Source organism: Cellulomonas cellasea (genome assembly GCF_030372105.1).
Classification (GTDB): Bacteria; Actinomycetota; Actinomycetes; order Actinomycetales; family Cellulomonadaceae; genus Cellulomonas_A; species Cellulomonas_A cellasea_A.
This window is the reverse complement of the sequence record NZ_JAUDBQ010000009.1, coordinates 55006-79519: the sequence shown is the minus strand read 5'-3', so window position 1 is coordinate 79519 and position 24514 is coordinate 55006. Positions and strand designations below refer to the sequence as shown.

Genomic DNA, 24514 nt, shown 5'->3' with positions numbered 1-24514 from the left:
CCTCGGGAGTCGTGGCGGCTGATCACGAGCCTCTTGGCGCTCTGACCTGGGCACGGATCTCCCAGGGCGGCACAGGATCGGTCGCGCGATGTGCCACCCATTTGCCCGAGGCTGGTCGATCCTTCGCGTCGGTGGGCGCCGCTACGCTCGCGGCGGGATCGACCCAAGGGAGATGGCGATGGCGCTTTTCGGGCTCAGACGACGTGGTGTGGACACCGTGGGGCGTCCCTCACGGGCGTGGGTCCGGGACCTGGAAAAGGTCGTCTCCTCACTTCCGGAAGCCCGCCGGGTCGCCGACTATGTGCTGACCGGACGCGACCCCGCGGTCTTGGGGGTGTTGTCGAACCTCATGAGCCCGAGCCACATCTCATGGCTCCCGAGGGGGAATGGCGACACAGGCAAGGCCGACTTGCCGGCCTTGCGGTCCCTGTATGCCGGGCTCGGAACTGTCGATGCCTCCGTCCTGCGCAGGTGGGGGCACGTCCTCGACGCCGTCCAGGGCCGGCGCGTCTGGGGGAGGACGGCGGCGCCCTTCGACGGCAAGTCCTGGCATGACCTGATGATCGCCCAGATGGTCGCTGCCACCCCCGCGCCTGGGCCGCTGCCCGGCGGCTTCGTCGACATCGCGCGGATCGCCGCGCTGGACGAGGTGGACCCTGCTGAGCTCGTCACCGCGATGCTGACGATCGAGACACGGTCGCACTACTGCCCGCGATACACCTGCGCGCAGCTGGGCCGGCTGCCCGGGTTCGGCGACGCGCTGCTCGCGCACCCCGACCGGGTCGCGGCCATGCTGACGGCGGAGTCGGTCGACGCCCGGGTCGCGGCGCTGGGCGTCGTCGGCGCCGCGCTCACCGACGACGAGCTCGAGGCGGTCGTCGATCCGCTCGTCGAGGCGGCCACCGGGACGAGCCGGCAGGTGCGCGAGCACGCCGAGGCCCTCCTGGGGCGCGTGGCTGGTCCAGCATCGGCGGCGCTGCGAGTCACCGCGGTCCAGGGCAGCCCTCAAGTACGCGGGCGCGCCCTCGAGTTGCTCGCGGCCCGGCCCGAGGAGTTCGAGTGGGCCCGGAAGACCGCGCTGGCCGATCGCGCCGCGAGCGTCAAGGCCCTGGCCACGAAGTGGGACGCGGCGGCGCTCGTCGACTCGCCGGAGGATGACGACCGGCCCGAGCCTGTGCCACCGATCCGCTGGGCCGTCCCCCGGCAGGCGGCGGAGGCGTGCGCGCAACGCCTCGTCGCGGAATTGTCGAACGCCATCGAGGGCTACAACCAGAGAGTCACGGCGCGTTCGCCGGGGCAGGGGGCCGGGCGCGCATTGCCCCTGCCGACGGAGCGCACGTTCCGGGACGTGGTGGCGGTGCTCGTCTCCGACGCGACGCCCTCGACACAGCCGTGGCTCGAGGCGCCGCCGTGGTCGCCAGCGCGGCTGCTCTTCCGGCTGGCCGGCGACGGGCTCCTCGACACGGTCAGCGCTGTGAAGCTCATCGCCGCGCTCGGCATCCTCGAGACGCGCGACACGCACAGCGGGGGCGCGGCCGTCCTGGACGACCTGTACCGCCGCACCGGAAAGCCTGACCTGCGCACTCTCCAGGTCATGTTTGACGAGATGGGACTGGACGGCCGCGCGCGGGTCTGGGCCTCCTACTCCCGCTCCTACGGATCGCGGCTGGGACGCGGCTGGGATGACGCGGACGTCTGGCCGTTCGTCGCCGAGCACCTGGAATGGATTCTCGCCGAGCCGTCCCGCACCGGGTGGGAGGTCGACGAGCTCGCGCTGTTCGCAGCGACCGCCACGCTGCCGGCGCGGCCCGCGCGGCTTGTCGACGCCCTGGTCCCGCTAGCGCTCGAGTCCCGCAAGGCGCTGCGTGGGCCCGCTCAGGAGGCGCTTGCCGGCGTCCCCCAGATCGCGTCCCGCGCGGCGGCCGGGCTTCAGGACGGGAAGAGCGACAGTCGCCTCGTCGCGACGCAGTGGCTGACCCGGCTCGCGGATCCCGCGACGCTTCCCGCGCTGCAGGCCGCCTGGGCCAAGGAACGCAACGACGTCGTGCGCGGCGCCCTGCTCGACGCCCTGCTCGCGCTGGGTGAAAGCGCCGAGACCTACCTCGACCCGCAGGCGACGAGCCAGAACGCGGCGAAGGCAGTCAGCAAGGGGCTGCCCTCGGCGCTGGACTGGTGCGACTGGGACGCGCTCCCGGACATCGCCTGGGCCGCCACGGGGGAGAAGGTGCCACGCGAGGTCGTGCAGTGGCTGTGCGCGACTGCCGTCAAGGCCCGCTCGCCCGAGCCGGACGCTGTGCTGCGGCAGTACGCGGCACTGTTCGCGCCCGCTGACAGGCAGCGGCTCGCGCACCACCTGCTGACCGCGTGGCTGCAGGCTGACCTGCGCCCGATCCCCGCGGACGTCGCGGAGGAACGCGCCCGGAATGACGCCGTGAGCAGCCATCAGTGGGTGGCGAGCGACGCGGACAGCCCCTTCCACGGGATGAGTGTCGAGCAGCTGACTGCAGCACTGCTGCCCGTGTATCTGCGACAGCCGGCGGGATCGGCGATCTCCAGCAAGGGGGTGCTCGCCGTCATCGCGGCATGCGGTGGTCGTGACGTTGTCGCCCCCACGGAGCGGTACCTGCGCGAGTGGTTCGGCCAGCGCGCAGCCCAGGGCAAGGCCCTCATCGCCATGCTGGCCTGGGTGGACCACCCGTCCGCGACGCAGCTCGTGCTCGCCATCGGCTCCCGGTTCCGCACCAAGAGCTTCCAGGAGGAGGCCATGGCGCAGGCGCAGGCATTGGCCGAGCGCAAGGGGTGGACGGTCGACGAGCTGGCCGACCGCACCATCCCGACGGGCGGGTTCGACGACGACGGGCTGCTCGAGCTGTCCTATGGGCCACGGGTCTTCACCGCCCGGTTGCTCCCCGACCTGTCCGTGGTCCTGCGCGACCCCGACGGCAAGCCGATCAAGGCCCTTCCGGCGCCGCGGCAGTCCGACGACCCCGAGCAGGCCAAGGCCGCCAAGAAGGCGCTCACCATGGCGAAGAAGGACGTCAAGACAGTCGCAGACCTGCAGTCGCGGCGGCTGTACGAGGCGCTGTGCACCGAGCGGTCGTGGTCGGCCGAGGACTGGCAGCGCTACCTCGCCGCGCACCCCGTCGTGGGACCGGCCGTCCGGCGCCTGGTGTGGGTCGCGACCGACGGCGCGGGTGCCGAGCCGGTCGTGTTCCGGCCGCTCGACGACGGGAGCCTCACCGACGTCGACGACGAGCCGGTGACCCTGGGGGCGACAGCACGGGTGCGGCTCGCGCATGACAGCGTCCTGACCGCCGGCCAGGTCGAGGCGTGGACCGCCCACCTGGCCGACTACGAGATCTCCCCGTTGTTCCAGCAGCTCGGGCGTGGCGTGCACGCCGTCACCGCGCAGGACCGCTCGCGGCACGCGCTGGACGATTTCGAGGGGCACACGCTCCAGGCGTTCGCGCTGCGGAGCCGCGCCACCCGGCTGGGCTACACCCGCGGTACGCCCGGCGACGGCGGCTGGTTCACCTCCTACGCGAAGCGGTTCCCGACGCTCGGCATCGTCGCGGAGGTCGAGTTCACCGGGAACACGCTCCCCGAAGAGGACCGCCTGGTGGCCCTGCGCACGCTGTCTTTCCACCGCGTGCGGCCCGGCACGCCCGAGCGCGAGCAGCTCACCCTCGGCGACGTCCCAGCGGTCCTCGTGTCCGAGTGCTGGCATGACCTGCGCCAGATGGCGGCACAGGGCGGCGGCTTCGACCCGGACTGGCAGAAGAAGGCGGAGTACTGACAGTGACTGCTGACCCGGTGACCACCAGGGTGCTGCGCGCCCCGGCCGAGGTCGAGTTCGCCGCCGAGCTGGCCGCCCTGGCCGCTGCCGACGCCGGGAGCCGGCCGGCCGGTTGGCGCCTGACGCCCCGCGCGGTGCGGGCCTTCATCGTCGGCGACCCACGGCTCGGCGTGACCCGGAAGTTCTACGGCGACGACGCCCTGGTGGACCGGTGCGTCGTGACGCTCATGAGCAGCCGCGGCCTGCTGCTGGTCGGTGAGCCCGGCACGGCGAAGTCGATGCTGTCCGAGCTGCTCGCCGCGGCGGTCTCCGGCGACTCGACCTGCACGGTGCAGGGCAGCTCCGGCACCACCGACGACCAGATCACGTACTCGTGGAACTACGCGCTGCTGCTGGCGCAGGGCCCGACCCCCCGCGCGCTCGTGCGGGGGCCCCTGCACCGGGCGATGACCGACGGCGCCGTGTGCCGGTTCGAAGAGGTCACCCGCGTCCAGCCGGAGATCCAGGACGTCCTGATCGGCGTGATGTCCGACAAGGTCCTCCATGTCCCCGAGCTCGCCGGGCCGGAGAGCGTCGTGTTCGCGGCCCGGGGCTTCAACGTCCTCGCCACAGCGAACTTGCGCGACCGCGGCGTCCACGAGATGTCCAGCGCCCTCAAGCGCCGGTTCAACTTCGAGACGGTGCGCCCGATCCGGGACCGCGACCTGGAGCGCCGCCTGATCCTGGAGCAGACGTCCGAGCTGCTCGCACAGGGCGGCATCGACACCCGCCTCGCCCCGGATGTCGTGGACCTGCTGGTCACGGCGTTCCACGATCTGCGTGACGGGGTGACGGCGGACGGGATCGCCGTCGAGAGGCCGACCGCGGTGATGAGCTCAGCCGAGGCTGTCGCTGTGGGATACGCGGCGGCGCTGGACGCCCACTACTTCGGCGACGGCGAGGTGGGCGGCGGACACCTCGCCCGGCAGCTCATCGGCACCGTGCTCAAGGACAACCCGGAGGACGGGAAGAAGCTGCAGCACTACTTCGACGTCGTCGTGCGGCCCCGCGCGAAGCGGGACCGACGCTGGAAGTCCGTCCTGGAGACCCGCGGAGAGCTCGACCGTTGACCTTCCCGCTGCCGACCGGCGACGACGTGCGGGCGCTGTCCGCCCGGCTCGTCAGCGACGACGTGGTCGTGATCCCCGTGCGGCACCACAGCCCCGCGTGCGCGCGCGCCGTCACCGCGGCGTTCGAGCGGCATGCCCCGTCACGTGTGCTGATCGAGGGGCCGCGGTCGTTCACGGGCCTGGTCGACCTGCTCTGCCATCCCGAGGCGCGGTTCCCGCTTGCCGTGTACGCGTGGTCCCGACCGGCTGGCCGGTCCACCGCGCCCGGGGAGGGGCACGGTGGGTACTACCCGTTCTGCGACTACTCACCTGAGCTGGTCGCCACGCGGCTGGCCCATGCGGCCGGCGTGCCTGTCGCCTTCTGCGACCTCGAGGTCGGGGAGCAGGCGGCGGCCGCGTCGAGCGCTGTGCTGCCTGGCGCCGGGTCGCTGCTGCGCGAGGACGTGTACGCGCACAGCCGGTCGCTGGCCGCGCTCGCCGAGCGCCTCGGCTGCCGCGACCAGGAAGACCTGTGGGAGTTGCTGTTCGAGGCTGGCGCCGACGACGGCCTGGACGCCCACCTGGACCGGATGACGGCGTACTGCCTGCTCGCACGGCGGGACAGCACCGACGCCGAGCTGGACCGTGACGGGACGGGTCCGCGCGAGGCGGAGATGGTGTGGCATGTGCGGGAGGCGCTCCGCGCACGGCAACCCGGCGACGGCCCGGTGATGGTCGTCGTCGGCGGCTTCCACGCCGTCGCCATGCCCGACCTGCTCGCATCCGCATCCGCCAGGCCCAACGTGGACGTCGGGGCCGTCGAGGACGGCCATGCGCTGGTCCGCTACGGCTTCGACCGGCTCGACCGGCTCAACGGCTACGACAGCGGCATGACATCGCCGGGATGGCACCAACGCGTCTGGGACGAGCACCTCCGCGGCGCGGCCGCCGACACGGCTCGGGTGAACGCGACGTTGACGGCGCTGCTGGACCTCGCGGCCGAGCTCAGGGGCCGCCACGGGTCGCCTGTGGCGACCCCGACGCTGGCGGCGGCGTACCAGCAGGCGCTCACGCTCGCCGAGTTGCGAGGCCGTCCGGCGCCGTTGCGCAGCGACCTGGTCGACGCCATCACCAGTTGCCTGGTGCAGGGCGACGCCGACGTCGAGGGCCTCGTCGTGGCGACCGCGACCCGTCGCATGCTCACCGGCGACCGGGTGGGGCGCGTGCCACCCGGGGCCGGGACACCGCCGCTGGTCCGGGACACCCTGGCCCGGCTGCGGGAACTGCGCCTCGACACCGACGCCATCGAGCCGCGCACCCTGGCCCTGGACCTGTACCGCAGCGCACCGCACCGCCGCACGAGCCGCGCCCTGCACGGTTTGGCGCTGCTCGGCGTGCCGTTCGCCACCCATGTCGCGGGGCCGGACTTCGTGCGCGGGAGGGGCCTGACCCGTTTGCAGGAACGGTGGACCTATCTCTGGGGACCGTCCACCGAGGGCTTCCTCGCGGAGGTGTCGATGCTGGGCTCCACGCTGGACGAGGCCGTGGAGGGGCGGTTCGGGTCCCTCGTCGCCGCTGCCACGGAGGACGGCCGGACGCCGAGGAGCGTCGACGCGGTCTCCCTGCTCGCCCAGGGGGCAGTCGTGGGGCTGCATGACAGGACCGCGCCGGTGGTCGAGCTGGTGCGGCACGCGCTGGGGGCCGAGACGTCCTTCGTGGACGCGGTGCACGCGGTGGGGGCGCTGGCGCTCCTGGCGGACGGCCGCGAGGCAGTCGAGTCCGGGCGCCTCGCAGGCCTCACCGAGCTGGTCGCGCACTCCTACGCGCGCTGCCTGTACCTGGGGGCGCAACTGCGCGGCGACGAGGAGCCCCCGGAAGACGTCGCGACAGCGCTGGCGCGCCTGCGCGAGCTGCTCGCCTCGCCCGGGGGGCAGGACCTGGACGCCGCGCCGTTCTGGGAGCTCGTCGAACGGCTGCGACATGAGCACACGAGGGCGCTGGTGCGGGGGGCGTCGGCGGGGCTGGCGTCCACCGCCGGACGGCTCGGCGCCGACGACCTGGCGCGGGACGTCGCGGGGCACCTGGCCGGCTCGATCGACGCGCACGAGTCAGTCGGGTACGTGCGCGGCCTGTTCGCGACGGCACGGGAGACGGTGTGGCAGGACTCCGGCGTGGTCTCCGCGTTGGACTCGCGACTCGTCGACTGGGACCAGCCCACGTTCCTGTCCACGCTGCCCGACCTCCGGCTCGCCTTCGCTGGACTCACGCCTCGCGAGACGGACCGCGTCGCCGGGGCCGTCGCGGCACTGCGCGGGGGTGAGCGGCCGGATGTGCCGGTGCGGCGCGATGTCGACGAGCACACGGTCCAGGCGCTCGCGGAGTTGTCCCAGAGCCTCGTCGAGGTGCTCGAGCGCGACGGCCTCGGCGCCTGGGTGGCAACCGGGTCGCCGCCCCTGAGGCGGTCGCACCCTTGAGGCCGACGGACCGGTGGCGCCTCGTCCTGGGCCGGTACGCCGACGGGCGCCTCCCCGCCGCGCAGCACCCCGACGGGCTGCGCTACGAGGCCGCCCTGGACTACCTCTACGGGCGGGAGTACGCCGGCCGCGGGGGACGCGCCGATGACGGGACGGACGGCTCCGATCGGGACCTGTCGCCCGGCTCCCTGGACCCGTCCGCACCGTCGATCGTGGACTGGCTTGGCGAGGTGCGCGAGCTGTTCCCGCGCGAGACCGTCGAGACGATCGAGCGCCACGCCCTGGACCGCTACGGCTTGACAGAGCTCGTGAGCGACCCCGAGGTGCTCGCCCGGATCGAGCCCAGCGAGGCGCTGCTCAAGACCCTCCTGTCCCTCAAAGGACACCTCGATCCCACCGTGCTGGGCGAGGTGCGCAGGATCGTCCGCGCCGTCGTGGACGATCTGCGACGCCGGCTCGAGAACGAGGTCCGCCAGGCGTTGACGGGCCGGCTCAGCCAGCACCGCCACTCGCCGCTCGCCGTCACCGCGAACTTCGACCCCCGCGGCACCATCCGGGCCAACCTGCGGCACTGGGACGCGGACAGCCAGCGGCTCATCGTCGAGCGGCCGCTGTTCTTCCAGCGGGACACCCGACGCATCCCCTGGGAGGTCGTCCTGCTCGTCGACCAGAGCGGGTCGATGGTCGGGTCCGTCATCCACAGCGCCGTGATGGCGGGCATCCTCGCCGGCCTGCCGGCCTACCGATTGCGCCTGGTCGTCTTCGACACCAGCGTCGTCGACCTGACCGACCTCGCGGGCGATCCCGTCGAGCTCCTCATGACGGTTCAGCTCGGGGGTGGCACCGACATCGCCCAGGCGGTCACGTACGCCGAGCAGATCATCGAGAACCCGGCTCGGGCTGTCGTGGTGCTGGTCAGCGACTTCTGCGAGGGCGGGCCGCCGTCCCACCTTGTCGCGGCCGTCCGGCGTCTCGTCGAGGCGCGGGTGACGACGATCGGCCTGGCCTCCCTCGACGGGACCGCGCACCCGGTCTATGACAAGCGGATGGCCCAGGACCTCGCCGATGTCGGGATGCCGGTCTCCGCGCTGACCCCGGGACGGCTCGCCGAGTGGCTCGCGGAGGTGACCGCACGATGAGCGGGAGTGCCGACGTCGCAGCGGTGCTGGCCCGGTACGACGAGGACGCGTGGGTGGCCCTGGCGAACCGTGGACTGCTGCGGCGCGCCCGCAAGGACCTCGAGTCGTCGTCTGTGCGGGTCGTCGCGGACCACGGCGCCGACGTCGAGGTCGGCGTCGGGGAGGTGACGGTGCGCATCGGGGTGGCCGGTCCTAGCCAGGCCACGTGCTCCTGCCCGAGCGCTGTGATCTGCCAGCACATCCTCACCGCCGGCCTGTGGCTCGCCGCCGGAGCCGTGGCGCCGGCCGCGCCAGACGCGGGCGAGTCAGCCAGCGGCGCCGCGGACGCCCTGCACGCGGAGCTCATGGGGTTCGACGTCGAGACCCTGACGGCGTACGCCGGGCTGCCCGGATACCGGTGGGCGTGCCAGGCGCTGGACGACGCGGACGAGCCTCCCGTCCTGACGCGTGACGGCTACCTGAGCGTCACGTTCCCGCGCCGCGGCCTGACGGCCCGCTACCTGGGCGGGGGCCTCGACGCCCTGCTGCTCGACGAGGCGGTGCCCCACGTCGAGCGCTTCCGGGTGGCCGTGGTCCTCGCGTGGCAGCGGGCGCACGGCCTGGTCCTGGCGCCACCCCCACCGCTGAAGTCGCGGCCGAGTGAGGAGTCGCGGTCGCGCGTGGAGTCCCGGCAGCGCCTGCGAGGCACGGTCACGGCTGTTCTCCACGACACAGTCCGCGTCGGCATCTCCCACTTGTCGCCCGCGATCCATGAGCGGTTGGTGACATCTGCCGTGTGGGCGCAGGGCGTCGAGTACCACCGGCTCGCCCTGCTGATGCGCCGGATCGCCGACGAGGTCGAACTCCTGCTGGCCCGATCGGCGCGGGCGGACGACCTGGCCCTGCTCGACGAGGTGGCCGTCGCACACGCTCTCGTGGCCGCCCTCGACAACGCCGCCGGTGAGGAGCCGCCCACCCTGCTCGGCAGGGCCCGCGCGTCATACGACCAGGTGCGCCGACTCGACCTGGTGGGGCTTGGCGGCCGCCCGTGGCGCACAGGCTCGGGCTACCAGGGGCTGACGTGCCTCTTCTGGGATGCGGCGGGGTCCCGGATGCTCACCTGGACCGACGCGCGCCCCGACACGCTGCCCGGGTTCGCCCCGCGTGCGCGGTGGACGCAGCCTGGCCCGTGGACCGGCCTCTCCACACCCGCGGCGGCGACCGGCCGGCGGATCGTCCTGACGCATGCGCAGGTCAGCCCGGACGGGCGGTTGTCCGGGGTGGAGGCCACGACAGCCGCAGTCACCGAGCTGCGCGGAGCGGCCCTGCTGGATGCGCTGCCGGTGCGGGAGTCCTGGGGTGAGCTGGCCGTCCGCCGGGCCACCGGTCTGCGCGACCCGGCCGACCAGTCTTCGATGTGGACCGCCCTGCGAGCGGCTGGCTCGCTGCCGGTGCAGTGGGATGGCGTGGCCCAGACGCTGCGCTGGCCGCTGCTGGACGGGGAGGGCGACGTCCTGACGCTCGAGGTGCCGTGGTCCCGGCTGCACGCGCATGCGATCAGCCGCATCGAGGCGCTCGGTGGGGCACTCCCGCAGGGCGCGGGTGTGGTGGCACGTGTCCAACGAGTGCGGGGTCAGCTGGTGGGTGAGCCGCTCAGCCTCGTGCTGCCCGAGCGCGCCGACGAGATCGACGCGCTGCACTTCGACCCCGACCCCGGGTCCACCGCGGAGTCTGCGCTCGTGGCCGGACTGCTGGCCGCCGGCGCCGCGGACCGACCGACCCCACCGGACGCGAGGGTCGACGATGCCGGGCTGGTCCCCGCCCCGGTGGCGGCCTTGCGATCCATCGTCGAGCAGGCCGCGCAACGCGGGTGCGGCGGGACCGTGCCGGGGGAGGTCCACAGTCGGCTCGCGCAGGGCCACGCCGCCGCCCGAGCGGTCGGCCTGTCCGTGTTCGCCGAGCCCGACCCGAGCATCACCCCGGCGGAGTCGCTGCTGCGGTCGTTGTACCTGGTGCAGCAGGTCGAGCGAGCGCTCGGCTGACGGCCCGACGGCGGTCAGGGCTGGGGTGGCGCAGCCCGAGTGAGGACGGCGAACGTCGGCGCGGTCGGGTCGAACGGGGCGCCGGTCACGTCGCCGAACAGCTCTGGCGCCGTCAGGCCCGCGGCGTCGAGCTCGACGGTGACCTGGGCTGGCGTCAGGCAGTGCAGCCAGTTCCAGAACTGCCGGACCTCGGACCCGGTGTCGATCGTGTAGCGGTCGAGCACCAGCCGGAACTCGGGGTACGTCCAGGTCTCATGAGTTCCCATGTAAGCCGACGGAGCCCAGAAACCTCCCATAAGGTCGGGTTCGCGCACGACTCCCGCGCTCTCGAGGTCGAAGCGCGGGGCAGCGGTCACGTCCATCACGAGGGCGCCCCCAGGACGTAGCGCCTCCCGGGTTCGGCGCAGCAGGCCCGCGCGCTGATCCGGGCTGAGGGTGCAGAAGTCCTCGTAGATGAGGATCGCGGCGTCGAACCCGTGGCCCAGGTCGTCCCGCAGGTAGTCGGCCCGGTGGAACTCGGCGGGCAGCCCTTCGGCGTCTGCAATCGAGCGGGCGTGGGCGATCGACCGACGCGACACGTCGAGCCCGGTGACCTCGATGCCCTGGCGGGCGAGGCGGCAGGCGTACAGGCCGGGTCCGCACCCGAGGTCGAGCACACGGCCTCCAGGCTGGAGTCCCAATGCCTCGACCAGCCACTCCACTGAGCGGTCGATGAAGGCGTGGGGGCGGGAGGCCGGCGCCGCCTCGGGGTCGAGATGCAGGGCCAGCATCTGGGCGGAGATGTGCGCGTCGTCCCAGAACTCGGGGGTGGTGAAGGTGCTGAACGGCTCGGGTCGGGGCAGGGCTGAGGGCATGGGGTGCTCCTGGTGCGAGAGGACGTGCGGAGGCGCCGCAGCGGTGGTGCGGCACACTGGGTTTTCGCAGGTCAGGAGCGCATGAGCGGGACTCTAGTTGCCGGGCGCCGGCCGGTCATCCGCATTCTTGGTCGAGGTGCGCGCGGTGCGGTCGCGCATTCGCGAGATCGCGGAGGCTGTGAGGGCCACCGCCCGATCGGGGTCGCGCATGAGGTCGGCGAGCACCCCAGCGGCGCCGGCGCCGGGCACCTCGGCGAGGGCCTGCGCCACGCGCAGCCGCACCGCGGGGTCGGCGGTGTGGGCGGCGAGGGTGTCAACGAGTGCGCCGACGATCGCCGTGTCGTCCGTCTTCCGGGCCACGGCGCCCAGCGCCTCGCCTGCCTCGACGTCCTTCGTCCCCGTCACCACCATCGCGATGAGCACCGGCACGGCTGCCGGCTCGCCGCGGCCGCCCAACGCGAGGGCGGCGTGCTCGCGGACTGCACCGTCAGGGTCGTCGAGCGCCCGCAGGAGGCATGCCGCCGCGTCGTCCCCTGTCGTTCCGGCGAGGGTGAAGACCGCACGGCGGCGCACTTCGGCGTCGTCGGAGTCCAGCCCGGCGGCCACCGCCGCCACCCCGTCGCCGCCGGTGCGCGCGAGGGCCCAGCGCAGCGCCCCGGCGACGTTCGTATTGGGCTCGGCGAGGAGCGCCTCGGCGAGCATCCGGGCTGTCGCGGGGGTGTCCTCGGCGGCGGCCAGTGCCGTCTGCTGTCGGCGGGCGGGGTTGGGCGAGGCGAGGCCGTGCAGCAGTTCGACGATCCGGCGGACGTCCTCCCATGCGTCGGGCCCGGAGGAGTCGACCGTGCGGAGCCGCTCGAGGAGCTCCTGCTCGCGCCGCAGGCGCTCCTCCGAGCGTCGGATCAGGTCGGCGACGAGCGCGGCGGGGGTGAAGCCGGGGTCGTCGAGGGCCCGCCCGATGTCCCGCAATGACAGGCCGAGCGACCGCAGGCTCTCGACGTGGAAGATCCGGCGGATGTCCTGCGGTGAGTACTCGCGGTAGCCGCCGACGGTCCGCCCCGTCGGCCGGACCAGCCCGAGGGTGTCGTAGTGCCGGAGCATGCGGGCGCTCACCCCGGAGCGGCGGGCCGCCTCACCGATGAGCATGCGTCAGCGCGTCCGGTCGGGGCCGAGCGCGTAGGCCCGATTCGCCTCGTTGACCGCCAGGTCGAAGCCCGCGTCGGGGTCGTCGAGGAGCAGCTCGGTGGCCCGCCCGTGGGCGCGCACCCTTGGGTCGGCGTGTGTGCGGGCGGCTTCGACGGCGGGTCGGGTGACGTCACCGAGGGCGACGAGCGCGCGGCTGAGGCTGAGCTGCACCTCCCGGTCGCCTCGGCCGAGTTGGGCCACGAGGTCGGCGGCGAGCGCCTCCTCCTGGCCTGCGGGCACGAGGACGACGGCCGCCCGCCAGGCGGCGCGCGCGACCTCATGATCGGGGTCGCTCAGCAGGCCCCGGGTCACGAATGGCCACGCGGTGGTGTCGCCGATCTTGGAGAGCGTGTGCAGGGCCTGGCTCCTCGCCTGCGGCCGGTCGGACCGGAGCTCGGCGCGCAGCAGTGGCACGGCGTGCTCGCCGGGCGCCCGGGTGAGCGCCCACGTGAGCATGTCCCGCACGAAGAAGTCCGGCTCGATGGCGCAGCGCTCCACGAGCACGCCAACGAGTCGCGGGTCAGGTCGCGTCCCTGCCGCGAGTGCCGCGCGCAGCCGGGTGGACGAGTCGCGGGCCGCCAGGGCCTCGATCAGCCGTGGGTCCATCTCCACCATCGTCACCACCTCCACAGCCCACCCAAGACCTTGTCACGGTGTCAAGGTCAAGACGCGTGGGCGCCATGAAGTGCTGGAGGCGTGTCAGCGGGAGGCGTCCTCCGCAAAGGCGTCGTAGCCACCGACCAGCGTCCGGGCGCCCGGGTGACCGTCCGCCTGGAGGGCGGTGAGGCAGGTCTGGGACCGCATCCCCGACTTGCAGTACAGGATGACGGAGTCGTGGCGCAGCAGCTCGGCTCGCGCAGTCGCGTCCGACAGCTTCCCGCTGGGCATCAGGACGCTGCCCGGGATCGCTCCCATCTGATGCTCCCAGGGCTCCCGCACATCGACGAGCGTGACGCCAGCAGCCTCATCCGGCTGAGCGAGCAGAGCACGCAAGTCCCCGACCGTGATGTGCGAGCCGGGGGAGTGCTCGACCGCCGCAGGAGCCGGCAGTGCGCACCGCTCCTCGTAGGGCCACTCGTCGAGGTCGCGGACCCGCAGAGTGTTCGGTTGGCGCAGGACGGGGAAGCTCCTCCACCTCATCGACAGCGCATCGAGCACGAGCAGGCGACCGACCAGCGGCTCTCCAGTTCCCACGATGAGCTTGAGCGCCTCGGTCGCCATGGTCGCGCCGACCATCGAGCACAGGGAGCCGAGGACGCCTCCCTCCGCGCACGAGGGCACGAGCCCGGCCGGCGGCGGCTCGCTGTACAGGTCGCGGTACTGCGGTCCGTGCTCTTCCCAGAAAACGCTCACCTGACCCTCGAACCGGAAGACCGAGCCCCACACGTACGGCAGCCCCAAGATGACGCAGGCGTCGTTGACGAGGTACCGGGTCGCGAAGTTGTCGGTGCCGTCGAGGATGAGGTCGTACCCGCGGAACAGGTCCAGGGCGTTCGAGGCGTCGATGCGCGTCGCGTGAGTGATGACGCGCACGTGTGGGTTGATCTCGTTGAGCCGGGCGGCGGTCACGTCCACCTTCCGCCGACCGACGTCCGCGCGACCGAAGAGCACCTGGCGCTGCAGGTTCGACACGTCGACGACGTCGTCGTCGACGACCGCGATCGTGCCCACGCCCGCGGCGGCGAGGTACGTGAGCACCGGCGCCCCCAGCCCGCCGGCCCCCACGACCAGCACCCGCGCGGACTTCATCCGTCGCTGGCCCTCGACGCCGACCTCGGGAAGGAGCAGGTGTCTGCTGTAGCGCGCCAGCTCCTCGGTAGTCAGCTCCTCCGAGGGCGCCACCAGCGGATCGAGGGGCCGGGCGTCCGGCGCGGACACGCCGGTCACCCTCCCGCCACGGCGGGGATGACGGAGATCTCGGCCCCCGGGGCCACCGGTGTCTCCAGGCCTCCGGTCCCGCGCGCGTCGACCTCGTTCACATACAGGTTGACGAAGCGTGAGAGCCCATCGCGCCCGCGGATGACCTGCACAAGGTCGGAGTGCTCGACCGCGACGTTGTCGAGCACCTCGCCCAGCGTGCTGCCGGCCGTACGGACTGAGCGCAGGCCCCCTGCGCGTCCTGCCAGCACAGCGGGCAGGAGCATGGTCACTGTCATGACGTTCCCTTCGGTGTGTGAGTGTTGTGGCTCGGGCGGCCGGCGTCGCGGCAGGTCCCGGCCGATGTCATGCGCGGAGCCGCTCTGGAACCAGCGCGACCGCCACGTCGCGCAGGGTCTCGAGCACCCTGGACGCGCCCGCGTCGAGGAGAGCCCGGCCCGCGGGTGAGTTCGGCGCAGCGAGCCCAATGCACGTGGCCCCTGCCGTGACGGCGCTCCGGACACCGGCGACTGCGTCCTCCACGACGACGCAGTCGTCCGCCCGGACCCCGAGCAGGCTCGCAGCGAGGAGGTAGGGGCCGGGGTGCGGCTTCCCCTCGGACTGTCCCCACGTCACCGTGGCCGTGACGTACGGCTCGGCGCCGAGCGCCTGCAGGACCCGGTCGAGCCGCTCGCTCGATGCCCCCGTGACCAGGGCGACGCGCGCTCCCTGTGCGTGCAGCCCACGCAGGAGAGCAGCGGCGCCCGGGACCTCCGTGACGGGCAGGTCCGGCTCGAGCTCCGTGACGTGCGCGCGGACCTGCCGGAGCGCCTCGGGACCGGCGTCCGGGAACAGGTGGTGAGCCGTGTGCTCGACGCTGCAGCCCACGATGTGGCGGCGGTCCCGCTCAGTCGGGCTCGCGCGACCGAGGCGTGCGCACACCTCGTCCCAGAGCGCGACGACAGCGTGCTCGCTGTCGACCAGCACGCCGTCCACGTCGAGCAGCACTGCCGCGTACGCCGCCGCCCTCGTCGTCATCGCGTTCGCACGAGCCCTCCGGCCAGAGCGGCGTGGCGCACGGCGCGCGCCATCTTCACCGGGTCGGCTGCGCGCGCGACCAACGTGTTGACGAGCACGGCGTCGGCGCCCAGCTCGAACGCACGGGTGACGTCGGCAGGGCTCCCGAGGCCGCCTTCGACGACTGTCGGGATGCTGACTGCGTCCATGCACGCCCGGAGGCTCTCGGGATCGACGATGCCGAGGTAGCTGGCGACCGGAGCCGCCATCAGGCGCAGAGCCGAGCAGCCAATGCCCTCGAGGACGCGTGCCGTCTCGACCGAGGGAAGGATGAACGGCAGCAGGCTGAAGCCGTCGTTCAGCAACTCCTTCGCAGCAGCGATCGTGGCCTCGGCGTCGGGCCGGTTGTCGCCGTCGCGCACGTCGAGCTTGATGATGTCCAGGCCGAGAGCCGAGCGCAGCTGCCGCGCCGTCTCCACCGCGTCCGCTGCCGAGTGCGAGAAGGACGTGGTGCCGATCCACGTGAACCTGGTGAGGTCGACCTCGCGGTCGAGGTCGGACAGCAGGAGGCTGCTCCGGGTCCGCTCCAGGTCGTAGGTCGTGATGAAGACGTCGGCGCCGCTGCCGTTGAGGACGTCGCGCACGAGCGGCGGCTCGGTGTACTGCTCGACCCCGAGGAGGAGCCGGGAGTGGAACTCCCGGTCGCCGATGCGCAGCCATGGCTCAGGTCCGAACACGTCGAGCTCCATGTCGGTCACACGATCTCCTTCACGTCGTTGGATGTCGGCGCCCTCGTGGCGAGGAGCTTGAGGACGTCCGGTCGATCGGCGATGCCGTCGAGGTGGAAAACGCAGTAGCCGAGCTCCGCGTCGTGCTCGATCGCGTCGAGCATCGCGGCGATCTCGTCTACGGGGAGGGGGTCGGAACCGTCGAGTGCGGCCGCCTGGAGCCACGGCATGAGAGGGCGTCCGGCCGTCTCCCGGAGCTCACGGTGCATCTCCCGCAGGTACGCAGGCGGCCTGCCGATCAGCGCCGAGTACGACATCGGCATGAGGAAGTCGACCAAGGGGGCGATGGCGCTCAGGTCCTGCCCGCACGCCCACTCCCGGGCGCCGTCGTAGTCGGCCATGCGCCACGGGACCACCTTGACCCCGATCGGCACATCGGGGTGGGACTCGCGGACGAGGTCGACAGCCTGCCCGATCCGCGCCGTGACGGCCTGTGCCGCCCGCCGGCCCAGTTCCTCGCGGTCGGCGGGGGGCTCCAGCCCGTCGAGGCACCTCGGGCACCAGCAGCCGTGCTCGATCTGCTCCGGTCGGGTGTCCGGCCCGACACGCTCCCAGAAGACGAAGGTCCTGGCGAAGTCGAGTGACACCATGTCGGGACGAACCGCGGCGAGCGCCGTGCGCAGGACGTCGCTCCGGTCGGTCCAGAAGTCCTCCGAGCGCGGACAGGCCATCTGGAGCCAGCCCACCGACGCTCGCCCTCCGGTGCTCGTCACCGCAAGGGTCTCGGGACGTCGCGCGAGCAGCTCGGGGTCGAAGAGCAGCGGCAGGTTGAGCACGACGCGGAGACGACTCTCTTCGAGTTGTGCGCAGAGCTCGGGGTTCGTGGCGACAGCGTCGCCGATGACCACCGCGTCCATGCCGGCCGCCCGCGCGACCTCGTCGATGCGCTCGAATGACGTGCCTGCGTCGAGGCAGGACAACGCCCTCATGCCGTCGTCGCCGGGAGGTGCTCGACTCGCTCGATCAGGCCGGCCAGATCGTCGTCAGACGATGTCGCGGGACGGGCGAGCTGGCCGATCGGCGTGGACGGGCGCCATGACAGGAGCCGACGACCGGCGTAGAAGCGCTGGCCGTCCTCCTGGGTCTGCGGGCGCTCGTGGAAGAGGTGGATCAGAGTGTCGTCGTACCGGTCCACCGCTCCGACGACGTCCAGGCGAAAGACGAAGTCGAGGTCCTCACCGCCCCAGCCCTCGAAGCGCTCGTCGAATCCGCCGACCCGGAGGAACAGCCCACGCCGGACCCACACGCAGTGGCCGGGAGGCCGCCGGAGGACCGCACCGCGAAGCACGTCGAGGTCGGTCGACTCCTTTCCCGCCAGGAGCCGGTCCCGCGCGGCGCTGTGGGACGACGCCTCGTCGAGGCACAGCGCGTCGCGGAACGGGAGGTGCGCCTGCGCGCCTCTCGTACGGAACCGCCGCACGTTGCGTTCGACGAACTCACCGTCGACGAACACGTCGGCATCCAGCACGCAGATCAGCTCGGCCTCCCCGGCGAGCTGGACGATCCCGACGTTGACCGCCCAGGACTTGTTGAAGTGCCCCCCGGAGGGCAGGTGCACGTAGTCGTCGACCAACGGCCGGATCGTCTGCTCCCACCGCGGCTGGTCGTCGGCCTCGACGACGATGACGCGGTAGGACGTGCGGTGGAGGCTTTGGTCGGCCAGTGCGCCGATACAGGCCAGGAGATTGCGGAGCCGGGATCTGCTCGCGCTCCGGTCACGGAACGGGATGACCACGCACACGGGGGCGTGCTCGGCGCCGGGCGCGGGAGCCGGCTTCACCCACGGGAGCAGTTCCTCGGCCGTCACGGCGGGCACGAGGTCGTCGTGACGGCGTCCGACGTGCGCCGCGAGCCGCCCAAGGCCGTCGGCCAGCAACGCGCGCTCCCCGATCTCCCCCCACCCGGGGAGGTCCTCTCGGACGGCCTCCGCGACGCGTTCATCGAGGCGGCTCACGCCCGCAGCGTCACTCGGCGCCCGGAGCACAGCGTCGAGCGCCGCGACGACCTCGTCCGAGCCGCACGCGCGGACCTGCTCGGCCACGGCCACGTGTCCCGCTGAGGACATGTCCCAGTAGTCGATCGCGGCCTCTTGCAGGAGGTGGTCCGCCGTCAGGACGATGCTGCTGACGATCGCCTCGGCGCGGCTGGCCATCGGCCAGCACGCCGCGTCCTGGATGCGGCTCACCGACGGACTCGCAAGGGTGCGACGACACCACCGATGACGGCGCCCCACGGACGCTCTTGCACCCTCGCACGGAACGTCAGCGGCAGCGTGTCGGTCGGAGCGAGCGGCCCGTCGAGCCCCAACGCCCGCCACGGGAGGCTCATCGTGAGCGTCACGCCGTCGGCTCCCGTTGTGCAGCCCTCCACGCTCGGCGGCGTCTCCACGGGGAAACTCGAGTAATCGGCGAACTCGTGCGTCCCCGCGGACGGACGGTAGAAGAGCTCGTACCGGAACGAGCCCGTCGCCCAGCCGATCGCCGCCATCTGGCTGTCGGCGAGCGGGGGGAACGCGACAGTGATCCGCAGCCCGTCCGCCGCGTCAACGAGGGCGACGCGGACGAACGCGAGGCCGCCGTGGTAGCGGTGGAGCACGTAGCGCTCGGCGGTGTCGGGGGCGCCGCTCTCCAGGAACGAGACGGAGACGGCGCCATCGACGGGAAGCGTCACCTCCGACGGCCCGAGCAGCTCGGCGAGGTCGCCATGGTCGTCGGCGCACCCGACGAGACTGCGCGCGTCCCATGGGATCTCGACGGGGAACCCGGCGTCGATGCCGTCCCACCACAGGTTGCGCGGGAAACTGCTCCGGACAGCGGGCCCGTCTTCGAGCACGTCGTGGAAAGGGTCCTCCCCGAAGAGGTCGAGGTGGAGCCGGCGCGCGAAGTCGGTGACGAGACCCGCGTCGTACCGCTGGTGCAAGGCACGGAAGCGCGCCGCGTCGAAGCTGTCCAGTGAGAGGTAGTCACGCATCTGCGCGAGCTCCTCCAGGCGTACCGTCGCCCACGGCAGCGGCTGGGTGTTCATCGCGAAGCCGACGTACACGTGGGCGCAACGAATGAGGACGGCCATCTCGGGGGACAGCACCTCGATCCCCTCCGCAACGCCTGTTCCGGGCACGAGGAGGTCGACCAGGTCGGGGTACAGGACCGACGTGATCGAGAACGACGTCCGGAGCTCGACCGGGCCCGACACCCGCTGCACGTCGACCGAGAGGCCGGGCGGCATCCCCGTGACGACATAGCGCGTGTGGACCTCGACATCGTCCATGTGAGCGAACACGTAGGGGTGTTCCTCACCGTGGAAGTGGAACCCGGCCCCGCCGGTCGCCTCGACCGCGCGTGCGACCTCGTGCGGGTCCTCGCCGAGCACGTCCACGTCCGCGCTGTGCGACGCGTGCGCGGGGTGCTTTGTCAGCGCATACAGGCTGAAACCCTTGACCGCGACCAGGCCGGGGCCGCGCTTCACGTGACTGATGGAGTCCCGCACCTTGCGGAACAACTCGATCTGGTCGTGGACGCGCTGCACGATGCGCGCGTGCGAGCCCACGAGATGCTCCTCGAGCAGCTGGGGAAGAGGGCGGCCCTCGTTCCTGGCGCGCGACAGGGCCCGCCCTTCGAGACGGTGCTGAGCAAGGGCCTCGATGAGAGTCGCGTGGTCGAGCGCGCCGAGATCGGGGTTACCCGGCCCGCCGGCCGCCCACACGAGCGCGTCACGAATGGCATCGAGCGAGGACAACGGCGTCTCCATCAGTCGGTTCGTCAGCGGGCGGAATCCGAGGGGCGGGTCGCACCGAAGCCAAGGCCCCCCGCCAAGCCTGCGAGACGGTACATGCGAGGATTTATCGGGTCAAACGTCCCTTGTCTGATCGCCGGGGGAGGGGATGGCGCCGTTGGCCTCAGTGACGTCAGGGCAGGTTTGCCGCATTTGGCGCGTTTGGTCCCAAGGTGGTATCAATTTCCGGCCCCGCGGCACAGAGTCGTCGGGCACTGGCTCCGACGCCGACGAGCGTGGGTCCGACCTGCCGGTCCCGGGAGCGAATGAGCAGCGCTCGGCGCCGCACGAGCAGAGAGAGGGCATGCGCGTGCTTCTCGTTGGAGAGGGGCCCGTCTTCACCGGCTGAGAGTCGAGGTGGCGCGGGTGGTGGCGATGGGCCTCGGCTCGCGTGCGGAGTTGCTCGGCGCTCGGAGGGTGAATGTCGTCAGCGCGACCTCGGCTGTGAGGGATGCCTCGGCCGCTCGTCCCGGGAAGCGCAGCTAATCAGCAGAAGGCAGGAAGGACCGCTCGTATGTGTGGGATCGTCGGGTACACAGGCCTGGGACCGGGCGCCACGGCCGGCGTCACGGCGTCATCCACGCCCCTGGATGTCACGATGGAAGGGCTCAGTCGGCTCGAGTACCGAGGGTACGACTCGGCTGGCGTCGCCCTCGTCGGCCCATCCCTCGATCGGGTGGCGTCCGCCAAGAAGGCGGGCAAGCTGGCGAACCTGGTCGAGGAGATCGGGCTTCATCCGCTCCCCGACGCGACCGCAGCCATCGGCCACACCCGCTGGGCGACGCACGGCGGCCCGACGGACGCCAACGCCCACCCGCACCTGGCCGACGGGGACCGGCTCGCCGTCATCCACAACGGCATCGTCGAGAATTTCGCGGTGCTGAGGGACGAACTCCTCGCCGACGGCGTGGTCTTCCGTTCCGAGACTGACACGGAGGTCGCGGCGCAGCTCATCGCCAAGGCCTATCGGGAGACCGGCGACCTCACGGCTGCCATGGGGGCCGTCGCGGGCCGGCTTCACGGCACGTTCACGCTCCTCGCCGTGCACGCCGACCTGCCCGACACCGTCGTCGGCGCCCGGCACGACTCGCCGCTCGTGGTCGGGCTGGGCGAGGGCGAGAACTTCCTCGCCTCCGACGTCGCCGCGTTCGTCTCGCGCACGCGTGAGGCCCTCGAGCTGGGCCAGGACCAGATCGTCACGATCACGCCGACATCAGTGGCAGTGACGGACTTCGACGGCAACCCGGGCGAGGCCAGGCGCTTCACCGTGACCTGGGACGTCGCCGCCGCCGAGAAGGGTGGCTTCCGGTCTTTCATGGACAAGGAGATCCACGATCAGCCGCAGGCAGTCGCGGACACGCTCCTGGGTCGCACGAACGCGTCGGGCGCCCTCGTGCTCGACGACGTGCGGGTCGACGAGACGCTCCTGCGAGCGGTGAACAAGATCATCGTCGTGGCCTGCGGCACCGCCGCCTACTCCGGCCACGTGGCGAAATACGCCATCGAGCGCTGGTGCCGCATCGAGGTCGAGGTCGAGCTCGCGCACGAGTTCCGCTACCGCGACCCGATCGTGGACGAGAAGACGCTGGTCGTGGCGGTGACGCAGTCTGGCGAGACCATGGACACGCTCATGGCCATGCGGCACGCGCGCGAGCAGGGCGCCCTCGTCATCTCCATCGTGAACACCCATGGTTCGACGATCCCGCGCGAGTCCGACGCGGTCCTCTACACGCACGCGGGCCCCGAGATCGCCGTCGCGTCGACCAAGGCGTTCCTCGCCCAGGTCACCGCCGCCTACCTGCTCGGCCTCTACCTGGCACAGCTGCGGGGATGCATGCGCCCGGACGAGATAGCCGCAGTCCTAGCCGAGCTGCGTGACATGCCTCAGAAAATCCACACGGTCATCGAGCGCGGGGAGCACGTGCGCGCCACTGCCGAGTCGATGCGCGACGCGTCGTCGGTGCTGTTCCTCGGCCGACACGTCGGCTTCCCCGTCGCCCTCGAGGGCGCGCTCAAACTCAAGGAGCTCGCCTACATCCACGCCGAGGGCTTCGCCGCCGGGGAGCTCAAGCACGGTCCCATCGCCCTCATCGACGAGGGACAGCCGGTGTTCGTGGTGGTCCCGTCGCCGCGCGGGCGTGACTCGCTCCACTCCAAGATGATCTCGACCATCCAAGAGATCCGCGCCCGCGGGGCCCGCACACTCGTGATCGCCGAGGACGGCGACGACGAGGTCCACGCGTACGCGGACGAGGTCTTCTGGATCCCGCAGGCGCCCAAACTGCTCCAGCCCCTGCTGGCTGTCGTGCCGTTGCAGATGTTCGCGATGGCGCTCGCCGCGGCCAAGGGCCTGGACGTGGACCAGCCGCGCAACCTCGCCAAGTCGGTCACGGTCGAGTGAGCGGCGTGGACCACGCGCCACGAAGGGCGCCTGGCGCCGCCCTCCGTGGCGCCCCCTTGCGGGTCGCGGTGCTCGTCTCCGCCACCGGCAGCAACCTCAGGACGCTGCTGGACATGGCGCGACGGGCCCCCGACATGGTCGACGTGCCCCTCGTGGTCGCGCACGGGCCGCACGCTCCGGCGGTCGAGGTGGCGAGATCTGCCGGAGTCGAGACCTGGGTCGGCGACTACGACGAGAAGTGCGGCAGACGCAGCGAGGCCGCGGCGGCCGGGAGGATCGCCGACTACGAGGCACGCGCCCGTGAGTGGCACGACCGGCTCGACGAGCGCATCGAGGCGTGGGAACGCGTCAACGGGCGGATCGACCTCGTCGTCCTTGCCTACCACCGCCTCATCCAGGGAAACCTCCTGGCTCGATACCGCCACCGAATGGTGAACGTGCATCCGGCGGACCTGACAGTCCTGACCCCCGACAACCGCCGCATGTACGTCGGAACGAATCCCGTTGCCCAGGCGCTGGCTGACGGCAGGCGAGCGACCAGGACGTCCTGCTTCTTCGTGACGGAGGGCATCGACACCGGTCCGATCATCTGCATGGGGCCGCAGACCCCCGTGTGCGCGGATGAGACCGCGAAGAGCCAGGAGCTGCGACAGAAGGCCATGAGCGACCGCCCCGCTTTGCGGTGGGCGGTGGAACGGCTGGCGGAGGGGCGGATCTCGGTCTCGACGAGGACACACCGGGACGGGTCGCACGCCGTGATGCTCGACGGGCAGGAGCTGCAGTTTGGCGGCCAGTCTCTGGCGGCCCACGAGGACAGAAGAGAGGACCGCCCGTGATCCCGAGACACGTGTCGACAGGCAATCTCATCTACCGGTCTGACGTCGTACCGGTATTCGAGCGGAGCCAGGGGCTGCGGATCTACGACACCAGGGGCCGCCCGTACCTTGACGCAGAGGCGGCCAATGGCACGCTGGCCTTCGGGTACGACTCCGAGCTGATGGCCGACGCCGCGCGGCGGATCGCTGGGATGCCCGCTCTTCCCTCGTTCTGCGAGTCGACCCAGCGGCTCGACGTCCTTGAACGGCTGGAGAGGCTCTTCTCTGAGGTCACAGGCGTTGCGGGTCGGGTCGACCTGGACCTGGGCGGGGCGCAGGCGATGGAGACGGCGCTGAGGATCGTCGCTGCCAACAAGGGGCCGGGAACGATCCTCGTCTTCCAGGGCGCGTTCCATGGGCGGTCCGGCGTCACCAGCATGCTGAGCTCGAGCCCTCGCTATCGCGAGCTCCTGGCAGCCTGGGGCCTCGAAGTCGTGAGACTGCCGATCCCGGGCAGCGGCTCCTACCGTGAGGGCTCCGCCGACATCTTCGGGGAGATCACGGGCGTGGGGGGACGTGCGTCGGGACGGCGTGCGGTGGCCATGATCTTCGAGCCCGTCCTGAACGTGGCCGGCATGATCGAGCCGTCGCACCGCGAACTGCGCGCGTACGTCGACGCGGCTCGGCGCGAGGGCGCGCTCGTGATCGCCGACGAGATCTTCACCGGCATGCACCGGACCGGGCCTCGATGGGGATTCATGCGGTCCGGGGTCGCCCCCGACATCGTCGTGACGAGCAAAGGGCTCACGAACGGCAGCGCTGCCGCCTCAGTGGTCTGGAGCAGGGACGATCTGGCCGGGCCTGAGGCCTACAAGCCGGGAAGCCACTCGTCCACGTACGTGGGGATCCCCTCGACCCTGGGCGTCATCGACGCCGTCCTGGACAGGTGGGAGGCGTGGCGCGACCCGGAGAGCGTTGTGGCAACGATCGAGTTGGGCCTCACCGACGTCCTCAAGGAGCTTCTCCGGCGGAACGGGGACGTTGTGGCTGGCTTTGAGGTGTTCGGCGCCGCAGCCGGCGTCCGCCTGAACGGGGACTGGGCAGGACAGGTCCGGGCGAGCGCGCTGACGATCGACCCCGACGAAGGGCTCGTCCTGGCCAGCACCGGAATCGCGCCGGATGTCCTGAACATCCACCCGCCGCTGATCATCGAGCAGGAGGACGTCGCCCGCATCGGATCCATCCTCGAGATGGCGATCGCCGACGTGCGCGGGAGCGTGGTCTAGATGACGCGGCACCACCCTGGCGAGA

18 protein-coding genes are annotated in these 24514 nt (G+C 71.9%); 8 read left to right on the top strand and 10 right to left on the bottom strand.

The window, feature by feature from the left end:
* The first annotated feature begins 418 nt into the window (after positions 1-418).
* Genes QUV83_RS10125 through QUV83_RS10105 form a run of 5 tightly spaced genes read left to right on the top strand, consistent with a single transcriptional unit; the run spans position 419 to position 10518 of the window.
* On the top strand, positions 419-3796 hold the full coding sequence (locus QUV83_RS10125; RefSeq protein ID WP_289564364.1) for a DUF4132 domain-containing protein: 3378 nt from the start codon (positions 419-421) through the stop codon (positions 3794-3796).
* 2 nt (positions 3797-3798) lie between these two features.
* Positions 3799-4905, top strand: a complete 1107-nt coding sequence (locus tag QUV83_RS10120) for an ATP-binding protein (RefSeq protein ID WP_289564362.1) — start codon at positions 3799-3801, stop codon at positions 4903-4905.
* Positions 4902-7358 carry a DUF5682 family protein gene (locus QUV83_RS10115; protein WP_289564361.1) on the top strand — a complete coding sequence of 819 codons (2457 nt, stop codon included), beginning with the start codon at positions 4902-4904 and terminating at the stop codon, positions 7356-7358. Before QUV83_RS10120 ends, QUV83_RS10115 begins: the two co-directional genes overlap by 4 nt.
* The gene (locus QUV83_RS10110; protein WP_289564359.1) at positions 7355-8497 is read left to right on the top strand and encodes a VWA domain-containing protein; all 1143 of its coding nucleotides are present in this window, start codon (positions 7355-7357) and stop codon (positions 8495-8497) included. The genes QUV83_RS10115 and QUV83_RS10110 overlap by 4 nt, the downstream gene beginning before the upstream one ends.
* Positions 8494-10518 (top strand): SWIM zinc finger family protein, encoded by a 2025-nt coding sequence (locus QUV83_RS10105; protein WP_289564358.1) that lies wholly within the window; start codon positions 8494-8496, stop codon positions 10516-10518. Before QUV83_RS10110 ends, QUV83_RS10105 begins: the two co-directional genes overlap by 4 nt.
* A gap of 14 nt (positions 10519-10532) precedes the next feature.
* On the opposite strand, the gene QUV83_RS10100 is transcribed toward QUV83_RS10105, so the two are convergent.
* The 10 genes from QUV83_RS10100 to QUV83_RS10055 form a co-directional block, all read right to left on the bottom strand.
* Positions 10533-11372: an SAM-dependent methyltransferase gene (locus tag QUV83_RS10100; protein ID WP_289564356.1), complete on the bottom strand. Its 840-nt coding sequence runs from the start codon at positions 11370-11372 to the stop codon at positions 10533-10535.
* Between the two features lie 93 nt (positions 11373-11465).
* Complete coding sequence (locus QUV83_RS10095) at positions 11466-12515, bottom strand: HEAT repeat domain-containing protein (RefSeq protein ID WP_289564354.1); 1050 nt, start codon at positions 12513-12515, stop codon at positions 11466-11468.
* 3 nt (positions 12516-12518) lie between these two features.
* Positions 12519-13169: a HEAT repeat domain-containing protein gene (locus QUV83_RS10090; protein ID WP_289564352.1), complete on the bottom strand. Its 651-nt coding sequence runs from the start codon at positions 13167-13169 to the stop codon at positions 12519-12521.
* 84 nt (positions 13170-13253) lie between these two features.
* Positions 13254-14432: a molybdopterin-synthase adenylyltransferase MoeB gene (gene moeB / locus QUV83_RS10085; protein WP_289564351.1), complete on the bottom strand. Its 1179-nt coding sequence runs from the start codon at positions 14430-14432 to the stop codon at positions 13254-13256.
* Between the two features lie 5 nt (positions 14433-14437).
* On the bottom strand, positions 14438-14710 hold the full coding sequence (locus QUV83_RS10080) for a MoaD/ThiS family protein (RefSeq protein WP_289564350.1): 273 nt from the start codon (positions 14708-14710) through the stop codon (positions 14438-14440).
* A 67-nt stretch (positions 14711-14777) separates the two neighbouring features.
* Complete coding sequence (locus tag QUV83_RS10075; protein WP_289564348.1) at positions 14778-15449, bottom strand: HAD family hydrolase; 672 nt, start codon at positions 15447-15449, stop codon at positions 14778-14780.
* Entirely contained in the window at positions 15446-16177 is a 732-nt protein-coding gene (locus tag QUV83_RS10070) for a hypothetical protein (protein ID WP_289564476.1), read from the bottom strand. Before QUV83_RS10070 ends, QUV83_RS10075 begins: the two co-directional genes overlap by 4 nt.
* Positions 16178-16182: 5 nt before the next feature.
* Positions 16183-17145 (bottom strand): hypothetical protein, encoded by a 963-nt coding sequence (locus QUV83_RS10065; RefSeq protein WP_289564346.1) that lies wholly within the window; start codon positions 17143-17145, stop codon positions 16183-16185.
* On the bottom strand, positions 17142-18401 hold the full coding sequence (locus tag QUV83_RS10060) for a glycosyltransferase (RefSeq protein ID WP_289564344.1): 1260 nt from the start codon (positions 18399-18401) through the stop codon (positions 17142-17144). Before QUV83_RS10060 ends, QUV83_RS10065 begins: the two co-directional genes overlap by 4 nt.
* The gene (locus QUV83_RS10055; protein ID WP_289564342.1) at positions 18398-19963 is read right to left on the bottom strand and encodes a nucleotidyltransferase family protein; all 1566 of its coding nucleotides are present in this window, start codon (positions 19961-19963) and stop codon (positions 18398-18400) included. The genes QUV83_RS10060 and QUV83_RS10055 overlap by 4 nt, the downstream gene beginning before the upstream one ends.
* Positions 19964-20501: 538 nt before the next feature.
* Between QUV83_RS10055 and glmS the strand changes: the two genes are divergently transcribed.
* The 3 genes from glmS to QUV83_RS10040 are packed head-to-tail and all read left to right on the top strand — an operon-like array spanning position 20502 to position 24489.
* Positions 20502-22388 carry a glutamine--fructose-6-phosphate transaminase (isomerizing) gene (gene glmS / locus QUV83_RS10050; RefSeq protein ID WP_289564340.1) on the top strand — a complete coding sequence of 629 codons (1887 nt, stop codon included), beginning with the start codon at positions 20502-20504 and terminating at the stop codon, positions 22386-22388.
* Positions 22385-23224 (top strand): phosphoribosylglycinamide formyltransferase, encoded by an 840-nt coding sequence (purN, locus tag QUV83_RS10045; protein WP_354003935.1) that lies wholly within the window; start codon positions 22385-22387, stop codon positions 23222-23224. The genes glmS and purN overlap by 4 nt, the downstream gene beginning before the upstream one ends.
* Positions 23221-24489: an aminotransferase class III-fold pyridoxal phosphate-dependent enzyme gene (locus tag QUV83_RS10040; RefSeq protein WP_289564338.1), complete on the top strand. Its 1269-nt coding sequence runs from the start codon at positions 23221-23223 to the stop codon at positions 24487-24489. The genes purN and QUV83_RS10040 overlap by 4 nt, the downstream gene beginning before the upstream one ends.
* The last annotated feature ends 25 nt before the right edge of the window (positions 24490-24514 follow it).

What these genes read in the sequence shown, in the direction of transcription:
- QUV83_RS10105 (WP_289564358.1), top strand. Translation starts at nt 8,494, where the DNA reads ATGAGCGGGAGTGCCGACGTCGCAGCGGTGCTGGCCCGGTACGACGAG.
- QUV83_RS10100 (WP_289564356.1), bottom strand. Translation starts at nt 11,372, where the DNA reads ATGCCCTCAGCCCTGCCCCGACCCGAGCCGTTCAGCACCTTCACCACC.
- QUV83_RS10095 (WP_289564354.1), bottom strand. Translation starts at nt 12,515, where the DNA reads ATGCTCATCGGTGAGGCGGCCCGCCGCTCCGGGGTGAGCGCCCGCATG.
- QUV83_RS10090 (WP_289564352.1), bottom strand. Translation starts at nt 13,169, where the DNA reads ATGGTGGAGATGGACCCACGGCTGATCGAGGCCCTGGCGGCCCGCGAC.
- QUV83_RS10080 (WP_289564350.1), bottom strand. Translation starts at nt 14,710, where the DNA reads ATGACAGTGACCATGCTCCTGCCCGCTGTGCTGGCAGGACGCGCAGGG.
- QUV83_RS10075 (WP_289564348.1), bottom strand. Translation starts at nt 15,449, where the DNA reads ATGACGACGAGGGCGGCGGCGTACGCGGCAGTGCTGCTCGACGTGGAC.
- QUV83_RS10070 (WP_289564476.1), bottom strand. Translation starts at nt 16,177, where the DNA reads ATGGAGCTCGACGTGTTCGGACCTGAGCCATGGCTGCGCATCGGCGAC.
- QUV83_RS10065 (WP_289564346.1), bottom strand. Translation starts at nt 17,145, where the DNA reads ATGAGGGCGTTGTCCTGCCTCGACGCAGGCACGTCATTCGAGCGCATC.
- QUV83_RS10055 (WP_289564342.1), bottom strand. Translation starts at nt 19,963, where the DNA reads ATGGAGACGCCGTTGTCCTCGCTCGATGCCATTCGTGACGCGCTCGTG.
- glmS (WP_289564340.1), top strand. Translation starts at nt 20,502, where the DNA reads ATGTGTGGGATCGTCGGGTACACAGGCCTGGGACCGGGCGCCACGGCC.